The sequence below is a fragment of the Brevibacillus fluminis genome (assembly GCF_052072235.1).
GTDB lineage: Bacteria > Bacillota > Bacilli > Brevibacillales > Brevibacillaceae > Brevibacillus_D > Brevibacillus_D fluminis_A.
Genome location: NZ_CM125436.1, coordinates 2,986,253 through 3,006,866, shown reverse-complemented (window position 1 = coordinate 3,006,866; position 20,614 = coordinate 2,986,253). Strand labels below are relative to the sequence as shown.

At 53.5% G+C, this 20,614-nt stretch carries 23 protein-coding genes; 11 read left to right on the top strand and 12 right to left on the bottom strand.

Features of this window, described 5'->3' with window-relative positions; translation table 11 throughout:
- Positions 1-60: 60 nt before the first annotated feature.
- Positions 61-654, bottom strand: a complete 594-nt coding sequence (locus tag ACTID9_RS14930) for a YdeI/OmpD-associated family protein (protein ID WP_441065124.1) — start codon at positions 652-654, stop codon at positions 61-63.
- Between the two features lie 291 nt (positions 655-945).
- Between ACTID9_RS14930 and ACTID9_RS14925 the strand changes: the two genes are divergently transcribed.
- Complete coding sequence (locus ACTID9_RS14925; RefSeq protein WP_441065122.1) at positions 946-1,260, top strand: hypothetical protein; 315 nt, start codon at positions 946-948, stop codon at positions 1,258-1,260.
- Between the two features lie 77 nt (positions 1,261-1,337).
- On the opposite strand, the gene ACTID9_RS14920 is transcribed toward ACTID9_RS14925, so the two are convergent.
- From ACTID9_RS14920 to ACTID9_RS14910, 3 genes are all read right to left on the bottom strand, one after another.
- Entirely contained in the window at positions 1,338-1,793 is a 456-nt protein-coding gene (locus ACTID9_RS14920; protein WP_441065120.1) for an SRPBCC family protein, read from the bottom strand.
- A 74-nt stretch (positions 1,794-1,867) separates the two neighbouring features.
- A complete protein-coding gene (locus ACTID9_RS14915) occupies positions 1,868-2,080 on the bottom strand; it encodes a hypothetical protein (RefSeq protein WP_441065118.1) in 213 nt (70 codons plus the stop codon).
- Between the two features lie 67 nt (positions 2,081-2,147).
- A complete protein-coding gene (locus ACTID9_RS14910) occupies positions 2,148-3,368 on the bottom strand; it encodes an MFS transporter (protein ID WP_441065116.1) in 1,221 nt (406 codons plus the stop codon).
- A 347-nt stretch (positions 3,369-3,715) separates the two neighbouring features.
- Between ACTID9_RS14910 and ACTID9_RS14905 the strand changes: the two genes are divergently transcribed.
- Both ACTID9_RS14905 and ACTID9_RS14900 read left to right on the top strand, forming a co-directional pair.
- The gene (locus ACTID9_RS14905) at positions 3,716-4,315 is read left to right on the top strand and encodes a DedA family protein (protein WP_441065114.1); all 600 of its coding nucleotides are present in this window, start codon (positions 3,716-3,718) and stop codon (positions 4,313-4,315) included.
- Positions 4,316-4,434: 119 nt separating this feature from the next.
- Entirely contained in the window at positions 4,435-5,211 is a 777-nt protein-coding gene (locus ACTID9_RS14900; protein ID WP_441065112.1) for an alpha/beta hydrolase, read from the top strand.
- Between the two features lie 34 nt (positions 5,212-5,245).
- Here the strand turns inward: ACTID9_RS14900 and ACTID9_RS14895 are convergent, their stop codons facing one another.
- Positions 5,246-6,004: a LysM peptidoglycan-binding domain-containing protein gene (locus ACTID9_RS14895; protein WP_441065110.1), complete on the bottom strand. Its 759-nt coding sequence runs from the start codon at positions 6,002-6,004 to the stop codon at positions 5,246-5,248.
- A gap of 288 nt (positions 6,005-6,292) precedes the next feature.
- Here ACTID9_RS14895 and ACTID9_RS14890 point away from each other — a divergent pair, with 288 nt between their 5' ends.
- Positions 6,293-6,817, top strand: coding sequence for an acyl-CoA thioesterase (locus ACTID9_RS14890; protein ID WP_441065108.1), 525 nt, complete (start codon positions 6,293-6,295; stop codon positions 6,815-6,817).
- 69 nt (positions 6,818-6,886) lie between these two features.
- On the opposite strand, the gene ACTID9_RS14885 is transcribed toward ACTID9_RS14890, so the two are convergent.
- Both ACTID9_RS14885 and ACTID9_RS14880 read right to left on the bottom strand, forming a co-directional pair.
- Entirely contained in the window at positions 6,887-7,573 is a 687-nt protein-coding gene (locus tag ACTID9_RS14885) for a response regulator (RefSeq protein WP_441065107.1), read from the bottom strand.
- Positions 7,570-8,769, bottom strand: coding sequence for a sensor histidine kinase (locus tag ACTID9_RS14880; protein ID WP_441065106.1), 1,200 nt, complete (start codon positions 8,767-8,769; stop codon positions 7,570-7,572). Before ACTID9_RS14880 ends, ACTID9_RS14885 begins: the two co-directional genes overlap by 4 nt.
- Before the next feature lie 206 nt (positions 8,770-8,975).
- On the opposite strand from ACTID9_RS14880, the gene ACTID9_RS14875 reads away from it, so the two are divergent.
- Genes ACTID9_RS14875 through ACTID9_RS14865 form a run of 3 tightly spaced genes read left to right on the top strand, consistent with a single transcriptional unit; the run spans position 8,976 to position 13,738 of the window.
- On the top strand, positions 8,976-9,323 hold the full coding sequence (locus tag ACTID9_RS14875) for a MarR family winged helix-turn-helix transcriptional regulator (protein WP_441065104.1): 348 nt from the start codon (positions 8,976-8,978) through the stop codon (positions 9,321-9,323).
- Between the two features lie 20 nt (positions 9,324-9,343).
- Positions 9,344-12,481 carry an efflux RND transporter permease subunit gene (locus tag ACTID9_RS14870; RefSeq protein WP_441065102.1) on the top strand — a complete coding sequence of 1,046 codons (3,138 nt, stop codon included), beginning with the start codon at positions 9,344-9,346 and terminating at the stop codon, positions 12,479-12,481.
- Positions 12,482-12,508: 27 nt separating this feature from the next.
- Entirely contained in the window at positions 12,509-13,738 is a 1,230-nt protein-coding gene (locus tag ACTID9_RS14865; protein ID WP_441065100.1) for an efflux RND transporter periplasmic adaptor subunit, read from the top strand.
- Positions 13,739-13,826: 88 nt separating this feature from the next.
- Here ACTID9_RS14865 and ACTID9_RS14860 read toward each other — a convergent pair whose 3' ends face one another.
- Positions 13,827-14,909, bottom strand: coding sequence for a DUF4855 domain-containing protein (locus ACTID9_RS14860; RefSeq protein ID WP_441065098.1), 1,083 nt, complete (start codon positions 14,907-14,909; stop codon positions 13,827-13,829).
- A gap of 134 nt (positions 14,910-15,043) precedes the next feature.
- Between ACTID9_RS14860 and ACTID9_RS14855 the strand changes: the two genes are divergently transcribed.
- A complete protein-coding gene (locus ACTID9_RS14855) occupies positions 15,044-15,925 on the top strand; it encodes a YitT family protein (RefSeq protein ID WP_441065096.1) in 882 nt (293 codons plus the stop codon).
- 164 nt (positions 15,926-16,089) lie between these two features.
- On the opposite strand, the gene ACTID9_RS14850 is transcribed toward ACTID9_RS14855, so the two are convergent.
- From ACTID9_RS14850 to ACTID9_RS14835, 4 genes are all read right to left on the bottom strand, one after another.
- Positions 16,090-16,668 carry a class I SAM-dependent methyltransferase gene (locus ACTID9_RS14850; RefSeq protein WP_441065094.1) on the bottom strand — a complete coding sequence of 193 codons (579 nt, stop codon included), beginning with the start codon at positions 16,666-16,668 and terminating at the stop codon, positions 16,090-16,092.
- A gap of 110 nt (positions 16,669-16,778) precedes the next feature.
- Positions 16,779-17,420, bottom strand: coding sequence for a PAQR family membrane homeostasis protein TrhA (gene trhA / locus ACTID9_RS14845; protein WP_441065092.1), 642 nt, complete (start codon positions 17,418-17,420; stop codon positions 16,779-16,781).
- A gap of 345 nt (positions 17,421-17,765) precedes the next feature.
- Positions 17,766-18,287, bottom strand: coding sequence for a peptide deformylase (def, locus tag ACTID9_RS14840; protein WP_441065090.1), 522 nt, complete (start codon positions 18,285-18,287; stop codon positions 17,766-17,768).
- Between the two features lie 21 nt (positions 18,288-18,308).
- Entirely contained in the window at positions 18,309-18,548 is a 240-nt protein-coding gene (locus ACTID9_RS14835) for a helix-turn-helix domain-containing protein (RefSeq protein WP_441065088.1), read from the bottom strand.
- Positions 18,549-18,769: 221 nt separating this feature from the next.
- Here ACTID9_RS14835 and ACTID9_RS14830 point away from each other — a divergent pair, with 221 nt between their 5' ends.
- Genes ACTID9_RS14830 through ACTID9_RS14820 form a run of 3 tightly spaced genes read left to right on the top strand, consistent with a single transcriptional unit; the run spans position 18,770 to position 20,609 of the window.
- A complete protein-coding gene (locus ACTID9_RS14830; RefSeq protein WP_441065086.1) occupies positions 18,770-19,204 on the top strand; it encodes a MarR family winged helix-turn-helix transcriptional regulator in 435 nt (144 codons plus the stop codon).
- On the top strand, positions 19,201-19,605 hold the full coding sequence (locus ACTID9_RS14825; protein WP_441065084.1) for a hotdog fold thioesterase: 405 nt from the start codon (positions 19,201-19,203) through the stop codon (positions 19,603-19,605). The genes ACTID9_RS14830 and ACTID9_RS14825 overlap by 4 nt, the downstream gene beginning before the upstream one ends.
- Positions 19,606-19,610: 5 nt before the next feature.
- A complete protein-coding gene (locus ACTID9_RS14820) occupies positions 19,611-20,609 on the top strand; it encodes an NAD(P)H-dependent flavin oxidoreductase (RefSeq protein WP_441065082.1) in 999 nt (332 codons plus the stop codon).
- Positions 20,610-20,614 lie beyond the last annotated feature (5 nt).

Genomic DNA, 20,614 nt, shown 5'->3' with positions numbered 1-20,614 from the left:
AACTGGCGGCAGCAATGGTCGCGCATCACACCATTGCTGCCGCTGCTATTTTTGTTGCGACTAATCGTGCAATCCTTTTCCAGCGAGAATTTGCTGCATGCTTTTTTCCACCCTTGACTCGCGAGTCTTGGATGTTTTGGGTTCAGAAAAATAGTGAAGGTATGCTCGTTGGCGTCCCGGCGTCAATGCTTCAAAAGCCGTTTTCAAGGCATGGTTTTCATCGAGCTTCTGTTGAAATTCCTCAGGAATGACGTATTCGGCTGTCTTCTTGAAATTCACTTCCAAACCGGCTTTTTCCACTTCAATGGCTTCGTGAATATAAGCTTTCAAGATAGCTTCCCTTTCTACGATTTCCTGCAAGTTGGTGAACCGAATCTGGCGAGCGGCCTGTACATTCTCCGTTTGCTGGATGAGAATCCCATGCGGGTCCTTTAACAAGGCTCCTTTGTGAAACAGAAGCGCACAATATTCTTTAAATCCGTGGATTAAAACGATGTTTTTGTTCTCAAACGTGTAACAAGGATGCATCCACTTAAAATCTTCGGTCAGCTCACTGTCAAGAACGATCCTTCTTAGCATCTCAAATTCTTCTTTCCACTTATTCGCTTTACGTAAAAATTCATCGACCTTGGGATTCAGTTTACTCGTTGTCATCTAGGAACGCTCCTCTTCACTTTTTCTGTCATTTTCTGGCTTTCCTTGAATATACATCAACCTTGGCATTACTGCTATTCTTTGACAGCCATCCGCGGTTTTCCTTTACGGAACGGTTCGCGAAACGATTTGTTTTCCCGCGTGTGTAAACGTGACGACTTGGTTTTTGCCTTGCCGGGTGAAACATCCAATTGTATGATCGTTTATACATATATTGTAAGATGCATAGAACGACACAACCGTAACGTAGAAAGCCAAATAGAGCGAATCGGGATGGGAGGAGGGACCAGTATGCGGAAAAAAACGTGGCACGTGGTCGCGGTTACCGTGAGTTGCATGATGGCAATCCTTATTTTGGCGTGCCCGACGGAGGACGATTATCGGAAGTGGCTGGCAGATGAGAACGGGATCATTTGCACTGGCAATAGTCTTGAAGATACGTGCCAGCAAGTTGGTAAGGGCACGCCACGAAAGATTACGTGGCAATCGACCTGGGAGCAGGATACCGGGATTTATGTGAGGCGAGTGGACCGATACACCGATGAACAGGGGAGGGAGCTTGTGTTATCGTCGTTGGGTATCATGAAGCATTTTTTTGCTTATTGAGCTGATAGCAGGGATAGTGACCACAAACACAACAAAGGGACAAACAGCTGCGTAAAGCGTGCTTGTCCCTTTTGCGCTTACAACGATAACGGTGGAAGCGTCTTGCCTGTTTCCAGCAAGCTTTTCAAATTGCTCAAAATGGCCGGCCAGCCGTTGTTGAGCCCCTCAAACGTATCTTCGCGGTCTACGATGTCGTGCGGATGCAAATTTTCGTGAACGAGCGTCAGTTTGACGACTGCATCCATCTGTTTCAAGGTGAAGGTGACGCGCGACGGTTCAGTGCGTTCGGACCGATCTGCGACATGATTCCAGGTGAAGGACAGCAGGCGGTGCGGTTCGCAGGCGAGGATGATTCCATGATCGGTGACTTCCCCGTTCCGCGAATAGGCCACGGTGGACCCGATTTGCCAGTCGGACTCGATGCTCGTGCCGAAAAAATACGCTTCCGTATACGAGCTGGTGGTCAGCGCCTCCCAAAGCGTTTCAGGCGTTGTTGCGATGTACGTGGCATAAACAAATGACAAGTTCTCCATGTCAAACCTCCTTGCGGCAATGAAATACGCTCGTCATTTCTCAAGCAGCCAAACGGTTGGAGAACTGGCTGTGGTCAATATTGTTTCGCATCTTGCGAAAACAAGGTGCGGAGCTTGGCATACAAACGTATGGGCAGGCTGGGGAAGACGAAGGCAAGCTCGCCAGGAGCGAGGCTTGGAATATCATCAGGCGTTTCGATCGTATAGTCGATCTCCAGCTGTTTGAGCGCATCGGAATATCGTTTGGCTTCAGCCCAGTGAATGACGAAGAACATTGATTTTTTCACGCAGCGGCCTCCTTTTTTCTCCATTGTAGCAAAGGAAGGCCGATTCGGGCTATGAAACGTTCGTGACCTACATTTTCATCGATTGCTTCATTGGCGTCGGCGCAAGCGGCACGTCAGCCGTCTTGCGGGCGCGCAGCAGGAAGGCGGTGAGCAGCAAGCCGAGTCCGTTGATGATGAAGACGACGCGGATCGGGATCAGTCCGCCCAGCATACCGCCGATGACAGGGCCGAGCATGGTTGCCATCTGGGTGGCGGATTGATTCAAGCTGAACGCTCTGCCGCGGAATTCCGGCTCCGTCACTTTGACGATCGTCGCATTGATGGAAGGGTACACCGCTGCGAAAAACAGGCCATATACAAATCGCAGGATGCCGAACCCTACCAGGTTGGAGACGAAAAATTGCAGCAAGTTGCCGAGCGCACCGCCAAGCAAACCGATGAACAAAATTTTGTTGTAGCCGTACTTCGTTCCCAGTTTGCCCCAACGCGGCGCTGCCAAAACCGTCGCCACCCCGACGGCAGAGAAGATGATGCCGGAATGGAGGGACGCGTTTTCCTGTGACGTCCCCATCTGCATCACATAAACGGTCAAAAGCGGTTCCAGCAGCATGACGGACATCGTCACGATCATGACCAGCCCCATCAGTCCGATGAATGTCCGGTTGGACCAGGCGGTCTTCAGGTCGTCGAGCACATGCGAGCGTTCAGCGGACCGGTTGAACGTGTGTTCTTTCGCGAAAAATGTCGCAATCAATGCCGCAACCAGCACGACGACGCCTGAAAACAGAAACGCTTCGCGGTTGCCGAACCAATGGCTGACGAATCCGCCGATCAACGGGCCGACGATCCCGCCGGTCGCGCCCGCTGTCGCCATGATCCCGAGCGCGTAGCCGACGTGCTTTTCCGGTGTGTTCGTGCCTACAAGCGCGATGGAGGCGGGGACAAAACCGGCGAGCAAGCCTTGGAAAATGCGGAGCACCAGAAACCAGTACGGGTCCGTGACGAAATAATTCAGGAAATACAAAACAGCCAAGCTGTAGCCTGATCGGATCAGCATTGGCTTTCGGCCATATTTGTCAGCGAGCGAACCCCAATACGGCGAAATCAGCGCGCTGGCGAGAAAGGTGATCCCAAACGAAATGCCTGCCCATGCTTCCAAATGCTCGTTGATCCCGAGCGAGGTGTGCAGAAAAATCGGCAAAAACGGGATAGAAATCGAATAGGCCGTGCTGCAGAAAAACACACCCGTCCACAAGACAATGAGGTTACGCTTCCATGAAAAAGACATGAGTTTGTCACAACCTTTACAAAATAAAGCAGGAATTTTCATACATGTTTTACATTCTACCACTTGATGCTTGTATTGACCAATCAAGAAAATTGAATTTAGTAAAGCATAAATGAAATTAATCGCGGAATTTGACAACGCAGAAAAGCTGACATACAATTTTTGCAGGTTTTGCCTGGATCAGTCGTTGAAAAAATCAGCAATCGCCTGTCACGTTTTTGCCTTCATTACGTCTATATGGTAGAAGTGCTTCGCGAAGGGAACTCAACGGATCAAGAAGCGTAAAATCATTCAGCGCAGCGGGCCATTGCTTGCGATGCCGACTGAAGAAAGGGTAAATCAAACAAATGTCGTACGAAAATTTACTTTCACTGATTCAACAATTTGGCTATGCCGCTTTGTTTTTCTCCTTGTGGCTGGGGATTGTCGGCATGCCGATTCCTGATGAAGTGGTCGTGATGACAGGAGGCGCGGTGACGTCCAGCCACCTGTTGGAGCCGGTGCCCGCCTTCCTGCTGACGTATTTGGGCGTCATTTCAGGCTTGTCCCTTGGGTATTTTTTAGGACGTTATGTTGGGACACCGATTATGGACAAATTGCGCAAGAAGCGGAAGATGGAAACCTACATTGCGTTTTCCGAAAAGCTGGTCGTCAAATACGGCAGCTTCGCGCTGTGCATCAGCTACTTTTTCCCGATCGTCCGTCACGTCATGCCGTACTTGGTCGGCATCAACAAAATGACATTTCGCCGGTATGCGCTGTATTCGTATACGACCGGTTTCGTTTGGACGCTGGTGTTCTTTATCGTGGGCCGCTTTGTCGGCAACCATGTGCAGGAAGTCGGGACGATGGTCCACGACTATGGGCTGATGCTCTTGTGGGTCCCGGTCGTCATTGCGATCGGTTACGGTTGCTATTACTATGTGCGGACGCGAAACGTTTTGTAGAGACACAACGATGATCGTGCAACCAGTTGAAGTGCAAGTGAACATGAAAAAGCTCCGCAGATGTTTTCTGTGGAGCTTTTTGCACGAGAACATAGTGGTGTAGCGGAGGAGGACATAAGATGAAAGAACACGTATGGATCGAAAGCAGGGGAAAACGTTTATCCGCGATGGTGCATCAGCCAGATCAGCGGGAGCGGCCGCCAGTCGTCATCATGTGCCATGGCTTTACGGGCGAAAAGGTCGGAGGCGGCCAACGGTATCTCCAGCTCGCCAATGCGATGGAAGGGGCGGGCTTTGCCGTCATCCGGTTCGAGTACGCCGGGTCGGGGGAAAGCGAAGGCACCTTTGCGGAAGATACGTCGGTCAGCGGCTGGAAAGAAGATGTGCACAGCGTGATCGAGTGGACGGCAGGGCAGCCTGCGTACAGCGCGTCGCCGATTTTTCTGCTCGGGCACAGCTTGGGCGGCTGCATTTCGCTGACCTATGAGGACACGAAAAAGCGGATTGCCGGCAGAATCGCGCTTGCTCCGGAGGTGGAACCGGCAGTCAATTATCGCGAACGCATCATCGGTCCCGAGCTATGGGAAAAATCGCTTGCCGGCGAGCCGATTTCGCATTTTTACGGGTCTTCTTATACGCTGCAGCCGCAACTGGTGCAAGATTTGGCCGCAAACAAGCACGCGGTACTCACCGCATGCCATTCGTATGACTGCCCGCTCTTGTTGGTACACGGGACAGCAGATACGGCGATTCCATATGCCACGACCCAGCTGCTGGCGGAAACGTACCGAGGGCCGGTTCAGCTGGAGCTGATCGAGGGCGCAGACCATGGTTTTTCCCGTCATCTGGATGTGGTGAAAGAGCTGCTTATCGCATGGCTGCATACCCACGCCTGACATGGTCGGTTCACGTCGTGTGAGGGCAGCCTTTTCAGCAGCGGAACAATTGCGGGAATTGCTTCACAATGCCAGCTGAGAATGCATCCGCCATTTCCAATGCTTGCTGCTCAATTTTGTCGTAGGTGGCGATATCGGTCGCGAAATCGCCGGTGAGGCGGGCAACCGCTTCCGCTTTGGTCAGCGCCAGATGGGTGTGGAGCATGTCGCGCATCTCGCGCTCCGGCCAGTATGGATTCAGTTTGGCTAAAAACGCTGCAATCGCATCCGCATTTTGATACCAGAGCTGTTCTTCCCGCGCTGCCGCTTGCTGATCGCCCGCTTTCGCCGCCTTGACGAGGCGAGCGGCGATGACCAGATGATCGGTGAACAGGTCACGGAAGATCGCGGCATTTTGTTCGCCGTAATAGCGCGCAATCACGGCTGCGTTGTCAGACGGATTACGCAAAAGCCGCTTCGTTGTCAGCTCTTCATCGGGCAGTCCGGCAGCGATGCTGATGATGACCATTCGCGTCCAAGCAACATGCTGCTCCCACAGGGAGCGAAATTCATTTGAAAGCGCCACTTCCGCCGGGCAGAGACAACGGTCCATGCGCTGTGGTGCATGGACAACGGGGATCGGGCTTGTCAGCAGAAACGGAAGAAACGGTGAAACATGCGGCGGGACAGCATAGTGGGCATGGTGGTAAGCGACCCAGTCATAAGGAAGCAATGGTGTGGCCTGTGGGGAAAGCCAGTCATTTTCGACGGGAAGATGGGCAGCCACCCAATCATATGTGAATAACGGAAACATCGGAAAGCCCCTTTCAAATGATCGTTCGTGGTTCAAGAGAGTGGAGACTCCGCTGATAACGATCGGATATCCGCCTATTTACAATATGCCGGATGTTTTTTGCGCGCACTGGGCAATCGCCCAATGACATGCGAGAGTGGAACGGGCTGGTTGTAGGGCGGATCAGCGGCGGCAGCGAGCGAGAAAAGTTTTCCACGTCGCGGCGAGGAGGAAATCTTTCGCGGATGAAGAAGTGAAAGGGCATGCAATCATGCAATCATGATCCACGTAAAGGAAGGAGTCGTTTCCATGCAAGCGGAACGATTTGTACGCGAATCCCGTACATTCAAAGCGAGTCATGTGTTGCCGCCCGATACGAACAATCACAACACATTGTTCGGCGGCAAGCTGATGGCGCATATCGATGACGTCGCAGCGATTTCTGCGATGAAGCACGCGAGAGGCCCGGTTGTCACGGCCTCGACTGATTCGGTCGATTTTTTGCATCCGATTCGGGTGGGGTATGAAGTGTCGCTTGAAGCGTTTGTCACCTGGACGCACAACACTTCGATGGAAGTTTTCGTCAAGGTCGTCTCGGAAGATTTGCATACGGGGGAACGGACCGTATGTGCCACCTCGTTTCTGACGTTCGTGGCGATCGGGAAGGATGGCAAGCCGACGAACGTGCCGAAAGTCATCCCGGAAACCGAGGAAGAGAAGTTTTTACACCAAAATGCGGCGGAGCGGGCCGAGGCTCGTAAACAGCGGCGGATGCGCAGCAAGCATTTGGCCGACCTGCTTGGAACAAGGCGGCCGTGGGAGCCAAAGGAATAACGTGAACGTGAAAAAACCTCATCGCTGCAGGAAGGATCGACTTCCTCCAGACGATGAGGTTTTTTCTCTTTATTGGACGATTTTGTTGCGCAGCGCGATGGCAACCGCTTGTGTCCGGTCATCGACACCCATTTTTTGCAAAATGCGGTGCACATGGGTTTTGACGGTCCCTTCGGAAATGAACAAATTTTGCGCGATTTGCTCGTTGCGGTATCCGTACGTGAGCTGCTGGAGCACGTCTTTTTCCCGATCCGTCAATTCTTCCAGCAGCGTATATTCCTCATTTTGACTTTCGGCAGCCGACGTATGGTTGGAGTGAAGCACTTCCGCGAGCGCCTGTGCCGCCGTTTCCGTGCGAAACAATGCCTCCCCCTGATACGCGCGGCGGATTAACTCCAACATTTCCAGCGAATCCGCGTCTTTGAGCATGTATCCGACAGCGCCAGCCCGGATGCCTTCGACGACATATTCCTGGATGTCAAAGGTGGTCAAAATCAGCACTTTGACGCCAGGCGAGCTGCGAATGATCTGGCGAGTCGCTTCAATGCCCGAGCATTTTGGCATCTGCACATCCATCAGGACGACATCCGGTTTCACTTTTGCCACAAGCTCGATCGCTTCCAGGCCGTCAGACGCTTCTCCGACCACTTCCATTTCCGGCTGCATTTTGATCACATAGCCGAGCCCTTGCCGTATCATCGTCTGATCATCTACCAGGACGACGCGTATTTTTCGTTGCTCGTTTTCATCGGTCATCGTTGCATTCTCCCTTCTGCTGGCTTGGTTCGGTGCGGAACCGCGATATCGATTTGGAAGCCGTGCGGTTCGCGCGCGAAGTAGGTGACTTTGCCATTGATTTTTTTGATGCGCTCAACCATGCCTTTCAAGCCGAAGCCTGGTGTCCATTCGTCCTTCGGGGTGATTTTGCCGTTATCGCGGATCGTCACGAACAAATAATCTGCGTTTTGGTCAAAGCTGACGTGGAAATGGGTAGCCTCCGAATGGCGCAGCGCATTAGTTACCGCTTCCTGAATGACGCGATAAAAGACAATCGTCATTTCTTTGGTCAACGCCAGTTCCGGATCGTGCGTAATCAATTGGCACGACAGTCCGGTATTTTTTTGCGTCAACGACAAAAATGCGCGGATCGGTGCCATCCCCAATGCGGTATTGTCGCTTGCCAGGGTGTGGACGGAACTGCGGATATTTTCCAGTCCCTTTTTGGCAACGTCGAGCATGTTGGTGACAGCCTCCTGCGCATCGGCAGGGCCATCTTTGAGCATGTATTGCAAGGCGCGCATCTGCACGATGATGGAGGTCAGGCTATGGCCCAATTCATCGTGGATGTCGCGGGCGATTCTCGTCCGCTCTTCCAGCACGGCTACCTGCATCGTGTTGACGGAAGCTTCCTGCAGCTCCGCATGGGTTTCCTGCAGCTCTTTATGCGCTTCCTGCAGCTCAGCTAAGTGAATCTGGTTTTGCCGATAGGCTTCCGTCTGAATCCGGTAGCCTCGCGCTCCGCTGAAGATACCGGCAAATGTAAGGAGAAACGGAATGATTTCCAAATACTTGTGGTGGATCAAGAATAGCAGCACGGCTGTCGTCACGCCGAAAAACGCAGCGATCCAAAACGCCTCTTTTCCCATCATGCGCAACCCGATAAAAATCGCGAGCATGATGATGAGCCCAAAGCCCTCATCTCCCCAAAAAACCCCTTTAATTAAGGTAAGAACACCGACGGTATAGACGGCGAACCGGAGCAGGACGGGGTTGCGGCGATGCTGCGGAATCAGAAACATCCCCATGTATACGGCGAACAGCACGAAGGAAGTTAGCAGCTGCATGGCGTTCTCGGCGGCAAACGCGTTGGGTAACCATGCCAGCAGCATGAGGATGAAAAACCAGATCGGCGTCACATGTCTGTTCATATAAGCAGCGATTGTTTCAAACACGCAAATCCTTCTTTCTCAAACGGTTTGTTGCCTTATCTTCCATTCTATCACGGGGTGTCATCTAACTCTAGATAGAGCCCCTACCCTCACATTCTACACCCAGCGGTAGACGTCACCATGTCCATTCCTCATTACAATTAGGATCGAGCAAGTATTCCTTAATTCGAAGGATGTGTGTGGAAAGGTATGTAGAATGGAGGGCTTTGATGGAGGAATTAATACGGCTCGCAAAGCTCTTGCGGGAGGCGAGTGAGCTATTTTCCAGCAAATCCAATCAAGAATTGGATACGTCGGATATCACTTGGCAGCAAGTTCTCATCTTAGAGCAAATTGTACAGAATCCAAAAACCATCGGTGAGATCAGCAAGGCGGTCGAGATGCCGTACAGCACCATTTCCGGGCTTGTGGACCGATTGGAACGGGAAAATCTGGTCAAGCGCGTGCGTGACGAACACGATCGCCGCATGATCTGGGTGGCGCCCACGGAGCGTGTCAGTTCGGCATGCAGCACGTCCGGGAATCGTTCCAGCAGCAAGAAACGGGCATCTAGTTGAAATAAGAGAGGTGAGTCAGTTTGAATTTGTCTGAGATTTCGATCAAGCGTCCCGTCACCATTATCATGTTGACGATCGCGATGCTGATTTTTGGTGCGATATCGCTGCCACGGCTGCCGATTGATCTGATGCCGGAGCTGAATTTTCCGGTTGCGGTCGTGGTGACATCCGTCGATGGCGGGGCATCCCCGAGCGAGGTCGAGAAGCTGGTAACGAAGCCGATCGAGTCAGCGCTCGGAACCGTTGCCAATCTGGATAGCATTCAATCCGTTTCGATTCAGGGCGCTTCGCAGGTTATCCTCATGTTTAACTGGGGAACTGACCTTGACCAGGCGACCCTCGATATGCGTGACAAAGTCGACCGCATTCGCGGCATGCTGCCGGATACGGCCAACTCGCCGCGCGTGCTGCGCATTGACCCGAACAGCCAGCCGATCATGACCTACGCCTTAACCGGTGAAACGGACGTGAACAAGCTGAAAAAGCTGGCGGAAGATATGATTCAACCGCGCCTCGAGCGCATCGACGGCGTTGCCTCCGCTTCCCTGAACGGTGGACAAAGTCGCGAGGTTGATGTAGTGCTCGATCCGGCCAAAGTGGCTGCGTACGGCATCAGCATTGAACAGATTCAGCAAGCGATCGGCAGCAGCAACCAGTCAGGCTCGGCCGGCTCGGTTCGCGAAGGAGACGGCAAGCTGAATATCCGCGTGCAAGGGGAGTTCGCCAATGTCGAACAAATCGCCCTGACGCCGATTTCCGTGGGCAACGGCTCCACGATCCGGTTGAAAGATGTGGCGGAAGTCAAGGACACATTGTCCGAGATCAGCCAGTTAAGCTATGTCAACGGCAAGCCGAGCTTGGGCATCTCCATTACCAAAGCATCCGGCGGGAATACCATCGAGGTAGCCGATCAAGTAAAAGCCGAGATTGCTGACCTTCAAAAGCAACTGCCGGCAAATGTAAAAATCACGTCAACGCTCGATTCATCCAAATACATCAAAGACTCGATCTACACAACAGCCGAGCATGCGCTCTTGGGAGGATTGTTCGGGATCATCATCCTGTTCTTCTTCCTCGGCAGCTTCTCGTCGATGCTGATCGCCATCATCGTACTGCCGGTCTCGGTTGTCGCGACGTTTTTGCTGATGTATATGACCGGACAGACGATCAACTTGATCTCGCTCTCCGGTTTGACGCTGGGGTTAGGTTCTCTGGTTGACTTTGCCGTCGTTATTTTGGAGAACATTTTCCGTCAGCGCGAGCAAGGCAAAGGCATGGTGGAAGCGGCGCTGGTCGGCGCCAAAGAAGTGGGGACAGCCGTTATGGCATCCGCACTGGCGCAAATTTGCGTATTTTTGCCAATCGCGCTTACCCAAGGGATCGCATCCGAGCTGTTCGGTCCACTGGCACTGACCGTCGTGTATTCGCACATCGCGGCGCTTGTCTTCTCGATCATGCTGGTGCCGATGCTCAGCTCCCGCATTTTGAAGAAAGTGCCGAACCATGCCGATCACACCGGCTACCGCGGGTTCAATCCGGTCATCTGGTTCAACCTGTGGTTCCGCAAAGTGGAGATTTTTTACCAAAAAGCGCTCAAATGGGCGTTGGGCCACCGGAAAACCGTATTCACCACAACCGTGATCCTTTTGGTCGGTTCCCTGGCCTTGACCCCGATGCTTGGTGCCGAGTTCATCCCGAGCATGGATGAAGGGCAAATCAACATCACGATCAAAATGCCAAACGGGACGATGCTGGCAGAAACGGAAAAAACAACCAAAGAAGTGGAAAGCATCGTATCGCAGTACAAAGAAGTAGACGTCATGTCCTCCTCGATCGGAATGGGCGGCTCTGCGGTTGTCGCGACTGCTGCTTCCAATCGTGCGACCGTCACCGCCATGCTGGTGGACGTGACCAAGCGCGATCGCTCGACGTCGGACATTTCGCAGGAAATCCAGAAAAAACTGGCACACATCCCGGGAGCGGACATTACCGTTGCCACGACGCAAGGCTTCTCGACAGGTTCACCGCTGCAAATCACGCTGCGAGGCGACGATCTGGCTGTCTTGAAAGACATCAGCTCCGTCATGAAAGACGAGGTCAAAAGCGTCAAAGGGACGACAAACGTCGCGACCAGCCTGGATGAAACGCAACAGGAATACGAGGTTGCCGTCGATGCGGAAAAAGCGAGCATGTACGGTCTGACAACCGGCCAGATCGTCTCCAGCGTCCGCACCGCGTTCCAAGGGCAAACCGTCACGAAATACCGCACCGGCGACGATGAAGTCGATGTGCGGATCAAAATGCCGGAAGGGTTCCAGGAAGACATCAACTACCTGAAAAACTACCGCATCTCGGCTCCGGGCGGCGCGCAGGTGGCCATCTCCGATGTGGCCAAAATCGCGAAGGTTGACGTACCGATGACGATCAACCGTTCCAACCAGACGCGTGAGGTCAAAATTACATCCGATCTGGCTGGACGCGACCTGAACTCGGTCAGCACGGAAGTCAAAGCAAAACTGGATAAATTGACCTTGCCGGATGGCTATACCATCGATTACGGCGGTCAGAGCAAGGACATGGCGGAATCGTTCGGCAGCCTGGGTCTGGCGATCATCTTGTCCGTTGTGCTGGTGTACATGGTGATGGCTGCCCAGTTTGAATCGTTCTACAGCCCGTTCATCATCATGTTCTCCATTCCGCCGACGATCACGGGTGTCATCCTCGGTCTGTTCGTGACCGGCACATCGCTTTCCGTCACCGTCTTGATCGGGTACATTCTGCTGGTCGGTCTGGTTGTGAACAATGCGATCGTGCTGATCGACTACATCAACCAGCTCCGTGCAAAAGGGATGGAACTGCGCGAAGCGATCCTGGAAGCAGGACCGATTCGTCTTCGTCCGATCTTGATGACGACGCTGACCACGATCTTGACCATCGGACCGCTGGCCGTCGCGAGCGGCTCTGGTGGCGAAACGCAGAAACCGATGGCGATCACCGTTATTTTCGGTCTCAGCTTCGCGACGCTCATCACCTTGATCCTGGTACCAGTCGTCTTCTCCTGGTTCGATGACCGCGGCAAAAAGAGACGGGCGAAAAAAGAGCAGAAACGACTGAAAAAATTGCAGAAACAAAACAAAGGAACCGTCGTAGAAGCATAAAGCGGGTTTTTGAAAGGGAGGGAGACCATGAACGTGAATAAAAAAGGCATCGCATTGATTCTCGCGGCCGTGCTGGTGACGGCAGGCTGCGCGAACAAGGAAGCGGCAGGCCCGGCAGAAGCACCGGCAGCCCCGACACCAGTCCAGGTCGAAGCGGCGAAAATGGGTCTGGTGACATCGGAGGCAGGTTTCTCGGCGAAGCTTGCGCCAAGCGAAGAGGTCCAGGTAAGTCCGAAAGTCACCGGCAAAATCACATCGCTGCCTGTGAAGCTGGGACAATATGTGAAGCAAGGCGACTTGCTCTTTCAATTAGATCAGCAAGACATCCAAAACTCGATCGCGCAGGCGGAAGCTTCCTACAAGCTGTCGCAGGCGAGCTTGAATCAAGCGAAAAACAGCTCCAGCCAAAGCCTGGAGCAGGCCAAAAACAGCCTGAAGCAGGCGGAGCAAGGCTTGTCAGATGCACAGGTCAACCTGCAGCGCATGCAGCAGCTGTTCAAGGAAGGCGCGATCTCCACGCAGCAATTCGAGCAGGCGCAAACCAGCTTGAACAATGCGCAGACGGCGTATGACAACGCGCGCGAGACGTATCAATCCGCACAGCAAATGAGCAACATCCAGGTGTCGGAAGCATCGGTGAAGCAGTCGGCCGTCAGCTTGCAGAATGCCCGCGAGCAACTGGCGAACGCTGTCGTCAAAGCGCCGATCAGCGGATACGTATCATCGGTCAAAGGGGCGATCGGCCAATTCGCTTCCCCGCAAGCACCTGTCGTGGTGTTGGTCAATACCAATCCGCTGATCGTGAAAGCGAATCTGTCGGAAGCAGAGATCACAACGGTGAAAGTGGGTACCGCTGCGAAAGTGAACGTGACATCGTTGAACAAAGAGCTGGATGCCAAAGTGACGGCGGTCAGCCCTGTGATGGATTCCATGCTCAAAGCATATCCGATCGAGATCACCATTCCGAATCCGTCCAATGAGCTGAAGGCGGATATGGTTGTCAACGTGACATTCCAAGGTCAAAATGCCGGCAAGGCACAAAAACTGATCGTTTCCCGCAAAGCGGTTTTTGATCGTGATGGGAAGCAATATGTGTTCGTCATCAACGGGGATGTTGCCAAAGAGGTAGAGGTGACAACCGGTGACAGCTCCAGCGACGATATCGAGGTGCTCACGGGCATTTCCCAAGGGGACCAGGTCGTCGTCAAAGGACAAACGCTGCTCAAGGACGGCAGCAAGGTAACGATCGCGAAATAAAAAGAGCGCGAATCGGGCGAAATAGAAAGGCGAAAAACCTAGGGCAGCCAGCCTAGGTTTTTCGCCATTACGTACATATCGTTTTTGGTTAACGGGGCTTATCAGGCATATAGATGCCGTGCAAGTACCAGTAGATTTGGTCATAGAGCGGATCATCCGTTTGATAGAGACTGACGAAAGCCTGTTTTCTGCCGTTTTTGCCAAAAAACCAGCCGCCCGAATACCACGCCAAGGGGGACGTGCGCATATACGGTCCGAACGCGTTACCCGCCGGATCGGTCCCGCCGGTCGCGCCGAGCCGGAGATATTCCTGCAGCCGCGCACGTTTTGCCGCATCATAGGTGATGCCCAGATCGAACTCGATTTCGATGCCGAGGCAGTTTTCATAGCTTTGCGCAGCCGCCGTTTCGATGAGCTTGGCGGGCTGGAAGTAATGATTGGGCTGCAGGAAGGAGAGGGAGAAGCCGAGCTTTCGCCATTGGTTCCAGCCATTTGCTTGCTGGTACGGAATCCAGAGCGAATGCAGCGGCGACCCGGCGGCACATCGCTTGCGGATCGCCCTGTTGACGGCTCGAATCACGGTCCGGTCGCTGTTCGCCGGTCCTTCAAAATAGACGCTTTCCTGCAGCCAGTAAAAGCCCATCAAGCGCAGCTGGCTGTCAAGGGACGAATCGTCCCAACGGGCGAGGAAGTCGTCCATCCAGCGGATCACCGCGCGAATCCGGCTCGCGTCGTCACCGAAAACGCTAGGATTGGGATAAGGAAGAGCGACCCAGACATGCGTCCGTTTGGCAAAGCACGTTTTTTCATGCGCGATCCACAGAGCATCCAGATTGCGCGTGCATAAGAAAAGCTCATTCGTATAGTTCGCCCAATCCGCGCTTGTCGCCGGCGCCTGCTCATTGCGGGTCAAATAGCGCGGCTCACCATGCTCGTTTAGGACAGCGAAGGCAAGAAACAAGACATCCGTAAACATGCCCCCGTTGATCATGCCGGTGTGGCGGTCAAGATGGGCAATGACCGGGAGCAGGTCGCCAGGCTCCCAAAACTGGTACTGGGCAACGCGATCAGAGCCGATGCTGTAGCCGGTATAAGCGAGAAAAAGCTGGTTCACACAGGAACAGGCAAGATTCGGGTAAGGAGACATGATCGCTTCAACCCCGCTTCCCAAGTGAAAAACATCCGTGCACGCCACAGCATATGACACACCGCTTGCCTTTTATACGCATGCGAAGAATCAACCGACTACCAATCGGATAAAATGTGAGAGTTCACATAGATCCACTTTACGTTAGGATGATGAGAATGGAAGGAATCGCTGCAAAAGTCAATCATAAACGAATGCGCAAGGCGCATCTGGTGCGAAGGGCGCTAGGCATTATCATCGGATCACTGCTGGTTTCCGTCGCACTGGAAATCTTTTTGGTACCCAATAATATTATCGATGGAGGCATTACAGGCATCTCCATCATGCTGGCGCATCTGACCCATCTGCCGCTTGGCTTGTTCCTTGTCGTGCTGAACTTGCCGTTTCTGTTCATCGGGTACAAGCAAATCGGGAAAACATTTGCGATCTCCACGCTGATCGGGATCGTGATCATGTCGATTGGCACATCCTATCTGATACCTGTGCCGAGCTTTACGCAAGATAGCCTGCTCTCGGCGGTTTTCGGCGGGATTATTCTGGGGATCGGCGTCGGTTTGGTCATGCGTGCGGGCGGCTCGCTTGATGGGACCGAGATCGTCGCGATTTTGCTCTCGAAAAAAACGCCGTTTTCCGTTGGGGAACTGGTCATGTTCTTCAATATTTTCATTTTAGGCAGCGCCGGCTTTGTATTCGGCTGGAACAATGCGATGTATTCGTTAATCGCCTACTATATCGCCACCAAAATGATCGATGTCACGATCGAAGGGTTAAACCAATCCAAATCGGTCTGGATCATTAGCGACAATCCGGTTGAGATCGGGGATGCGCTGCTGGCCCGCCTCGGCCGCGGTGTCACCTATCTGGAAGGGGAGGGCGGCTATTCGGGTGACGTGAAGAAAGTCATCTTCTGCGTCATCACGCGAATTGAGGAAGCCAAGCTGAAAGCCGTCGTCGAGGAGATTGATCCAAGCGCATTTCTGGCGATCGGCAACATCCATGATGTGCGCGGCGGCCGGTTCAAGAAAAAAGACATTCACTAGCATTGACCGCAATCGAAAAAGGACTTGGTGCATCAGCCAAGCCCTTTTCGCTGCTCACGCGGCAGCGGAAGCCAAACCGTGTAAAGCCCGTGGCGAGCTGTCGCCGCCGCAGCTGTGCATTTCCCCGCCCCAGCAGTTCAAGGGGATTGAACGGCTTGGTCAGATCAGCTCGCTCTTTTTTGGCAAACGTACACGAAAGCGGGCGGGACATTGACCGGCACGAATTCAATGGAGAGCAAGTCAAAGCGCTCGGACAGCTGTTTTTTCATTTGGTGGGAGTATTGAAACGCGATGAAAAGCCCGCCGGGTTTCAGCGTCGCCTCGATCTGCTCCAAAATCCGGTCGCGAACCGCTTGCGGAAAATTGAAAAATGGCAGACCGCTCAAGATGCAATCAAGCTGTTCAACCCCTTCCCGCAACAAGGCGGTTTCCAGCTGGCACGCATCTTCATAGACCGGATAGCCGGGATACTGTCTTGCCAAATGGGCGCGCAGCGTGTCGTCTTTTTCAAACAAGAGCACGTGCTGCGGCTGCGGGTTTACGGCGGTCAGATGCTTGGTGATCGCCCCGGTGCCCGATCCGAGTTCGGCGATCGCCGTCACCTCTTCCCAAGGCACGGCATCGAGCATCGTTTTCGCCAAAAAGGGGGAGCTTGGGGTGACACTGCCGATTTGTTTGGGGAAGCGGATGAATTTATAGAGAAAGTAGAGTCGCTCTTGGAGAGCTGCTGCCAGGTTAAGCATAAGAAAATCCCTCCTTGTTTTACCGCTATTATCATAGCCAATAAATCTAGAAAAAAAGGGAGGGATTTTCTTATTTTTTTCTTAAATGTTTGGAAATGTCAGTGGATCAATCAGGCTGGCAACAGCTGCAGCACGGAAAAAAAGTGGGCGGTCGATCCGCCGAGCACGAACAGATGCCAGACGGCGTGATGAAACGTAAAGCCTCTCCATACATAAAAAATCGCGCCGACCGAGTACAGCACGCCACCCGTAATGAGCAGCATGAGTCCGGTCCCTTGCAAATGCAAGACGAGATCGTTCCAGGCGAAAATGATCAGCCAGCCCATGGCGACATACAGCAGCGTGGAGAGAAACAAAAATTTTTTCACGAAAAAACATTTGAACACGGTCCCGCCGATCGCCATTCCCCAGACGATCCCGAACAATGTCCAGCCCAGCCAGCCGTGCACGGCGAGGAACAGAAACGGCGTGTATGTGCCCGCGATGAAAAAGTAGATGGAGGAATGATCCATGATCTCGAAAACGTCTTTCGCTTTCCCGGTTGGCAATGCGTGCAGCATGGTGGAGGAGACGTACAACACGAGCATGGTCACACCAAACAGGGTGAAGCTGACGACGTGCCAAGCCGAGCCGAAGCGGGCGGCGAACGTGATCAAAAGGACGAGCGCGGGAATGCAGAGCAGTGCGCCAAGCCCATGTGTGATCGAGTTGGCAACTTCTTCTGCCTTGGAGAAGACGTGCGTGCGAGACATGACGACACTTCCTTGTGTGCGGCACCGAAATGGTGGCTGATTTTTCGTTAGTATAGCACAGAACGCCTCCCAATCCCTACCTGCGAAGCGGCGGGAAAAAGGATTGTCGATCAGCCAAAGAACCAGTAAACTGGAAAAAACAGAGAGAAAATCGAAAAGCTGGAGGATGGAGAGTAGACGAATGATTACCAAAGTGGATGAATGGCAAATTGAACCGTATTTGGATTTGCTCGCTGCGGCTGAGCATGTCAGGTAGGGAATGTTTTTTTTGCGGAAAATCTTGCGGTAATCGCTCATCGGAAATAGGGAAGAACCAGCCTGCTACCCAGGCTGGTTCTTTCGCGTTCATCCCCATTCAGGCCGTGACAGGCGGATGGCCTCCATCAGATTGGCGCGCTTTTTCGTATCGTTGTGGTACAGCGCATTTTTTTCGATATGGTCGATGAAGAGGATTCCATTCAAATGGTCGATCTCGTGCTGCATGCAGCGGGCCAAGTAATCGCGGCCGTGGAGCAGCACGGTTTCACCTTGGCGATTCAGCGTTTTGACGGTTACCGATTTGGCGCGCTTGACTGTCCCCGTATAGCCGGGAAAAGACAGGCACGCTTCCGGTCCGACCTGCTGCCCGCTCATCTCCACGATCTCCGGATTGATCAGCTCAATCAGGCCGTCGCCGCAATCCATGACGACCACACGCTTCAAAATGCCGATCTGCGGTGCGGCCAAACCGGCGCGCCCTTCCTCGTCATACAAGGTTTCGGCCAAGTCGTCGAGCAGCTTGATGACTTTGGCATCGATTGCGGTCACCGGCTTTGCGACCTTTCGCAAAATAGGGTCGCCGAAGGGCAGGATCGTTTTGACAGACATGGAGTGTTCCCCTTTCTTCCGCTAGGCGCCTTTTCTCTGGGTGGGGGTATGCGACCACAAATCATTGGGCGTGCAAGCCAAAGCGGTGCACAAGGCATCGAGCGTTTCCGCTTTCATCTGCTTGGGCTGCTCATTGAGCAGCGCGCTGATCGATGGGGCAGAAAGCTGATACCCTGCTTTCGTCTTCAACAGCCGTGCCAGCTCGGCTCCGGTCCATATTCCTCGCTCTGCCATTACGTGGCGCAACATCCAGATCAACATCCCATTCACCCTTCCAGTCGAACAAGCAACCTGTCATTTAGGTGCTGCCTAACATTTTTATGTATTACCTAATATACCAGAAAACGCTGAAAAGGGAATCCTTCCCGAACCATTTTTTGTCTTGGAAGGGTGAAAAAGCTTCCATCCAATTCACTTGTATACAAGGTAAAAAATGCGTGGTATATTCAGAATTGACAGACAAAACGACGGGAGCGAATGAAATGGAACCGATTGAGGAATGTTTGACGTTTTTGCTGGGAAAAGCGCAGCAGCGTTCCTACCAGATCGGCAAGCAGCTGCTGCAGCCGTACGGTGTCACCCCTGTTCAATATGCGGTGCTGCATCTGCTGTATGAGCGGGACGGGCAAAACGGTGCGGAGCTGGGAGAGCGCCTGCGGTTGGATTCCGCCACCATGACCGGATTGATCGACCGGATGGCACAAAACGGGTTGGTCGAGCGCAGGCCGGACCCGCGCGATCGCCGCGTCAACCAGATTTTCGTGACGGACAGGGGGCAAGAACTTCGAGCGGTATTGCACGAAACCATGCAAGTGGCGGAGGCAGCGGCGGTTCAAGCCTTGACGGATGACGAGGTGTCCTTGCTGAAATCCTTGCTGTATCGAATCGGACTACATGAAGGAGAGGGAAAAAAATGAACATGAAACCAATCGAAGAAACCATTGTCGGTGCATTGGGAATCAAGATGGTCGAGGTATCGAAAGATCGCGTGATCGCGACGATGCCGGTGCATGCCGCTACACACCAGCCGTTCGGATTGCTGCATGGCGGCGCTTCGGTGGTGCTGGCCGAAACGGTCGCAAGCTTCGGGACGTGGCAGAACGTCGATCAAGAGCGGGAAGTGGCGGTGGGGTTGGAGATCAATGCCAACCATCTCCGTCCGAAAAAAGACGGGATCGTCACGGCGATCGCGACTCCGCTGCACAAAGGGCGTACGACGATGGTCTGGGACATCAAGATCCAGGACGAGGAAGAGCGTTTGATCTGCATCTCCCGCTGTACGGTGGCGATCGTTGCAAACGAACAGAGGAGGGGGTGAATCGCATGGCAGCACATGTACTCGCCAAATGGCTCGATCAGATGGTGCTTCCGGCCATTTCTGCTCCAATGTTTCTGGTATCTGGTCCAAAGCTGGTCGTCGAAAGCTGCAAAGCCGGCATCATCGGTTCCTTTCCCGTCCTGAATGCCAGGACTTCGGAGCAACTGAAGGGATGGCTGCAAACGATCACCAGCGAGCTTGCAGCCATCAAGCAAGCGGAACCTGAACGGCGCGTTGCCCCATGGGCGGTGAACCTGATCGTCCATCATTCGAACAAGCGATTCGACGACGATCTGGCGCTGATCGCCACATACCAGCCACCGCTCGTCATCACCTCGCTTGGCGATCCAAAGCGCGTGGTTGAGATCGTACATGCTTACGGCGGCCTTGTGTTTTCCGATGTGAGCACGGTGCACCATGCGCGAAAAGCCGCGCAAAAAGGAGTCGATGGGCTGATTCTCGTCTGCAACGGCGCTGGCGGTCATGCCGGGGTAATCAATCCGCTCGCATTCATGGGCGAGGTCAAGCAATTTTGGCAAGGCATTACGGTGCTTGCGGGGTGTGTGTCGCATGGGCACGATATTTTGGCAGCGGAAGTGCTCGGCGCCGACATGGCTTACATGGGGACGCGTTTCATCGCGACGGAGGAAAGCATGGCGAGCGACGGCTACCGGGAGATGTTGCGGGAAGCGACGCTTGAGGATCTGCTTTACACCGACGCGTTCAGCGGTGTCAAAGCCAATTATCTCGTGCCAAGCATCCGACAGGCGGGGCTCGATCCCGATGCCTTGCAGAAAAAAGCGGAGCTGGATTTCACCTTCGTGAAAGCGGATGTTACGGGCGCCAAGGCGTGGAAAGACATTTGGTCAGCCGGCCAAGGCGTTGGCGCGGTGAAGCGTGTGCAGTCTGTCGCCTCGGTGGTAAGCGAGCTTCGCTGCGAATACGAGGCGGCGTATCGAACGCTTTTGGAAAAACAAATCAAACGGAACGCGCCGTTTCACTGACGATC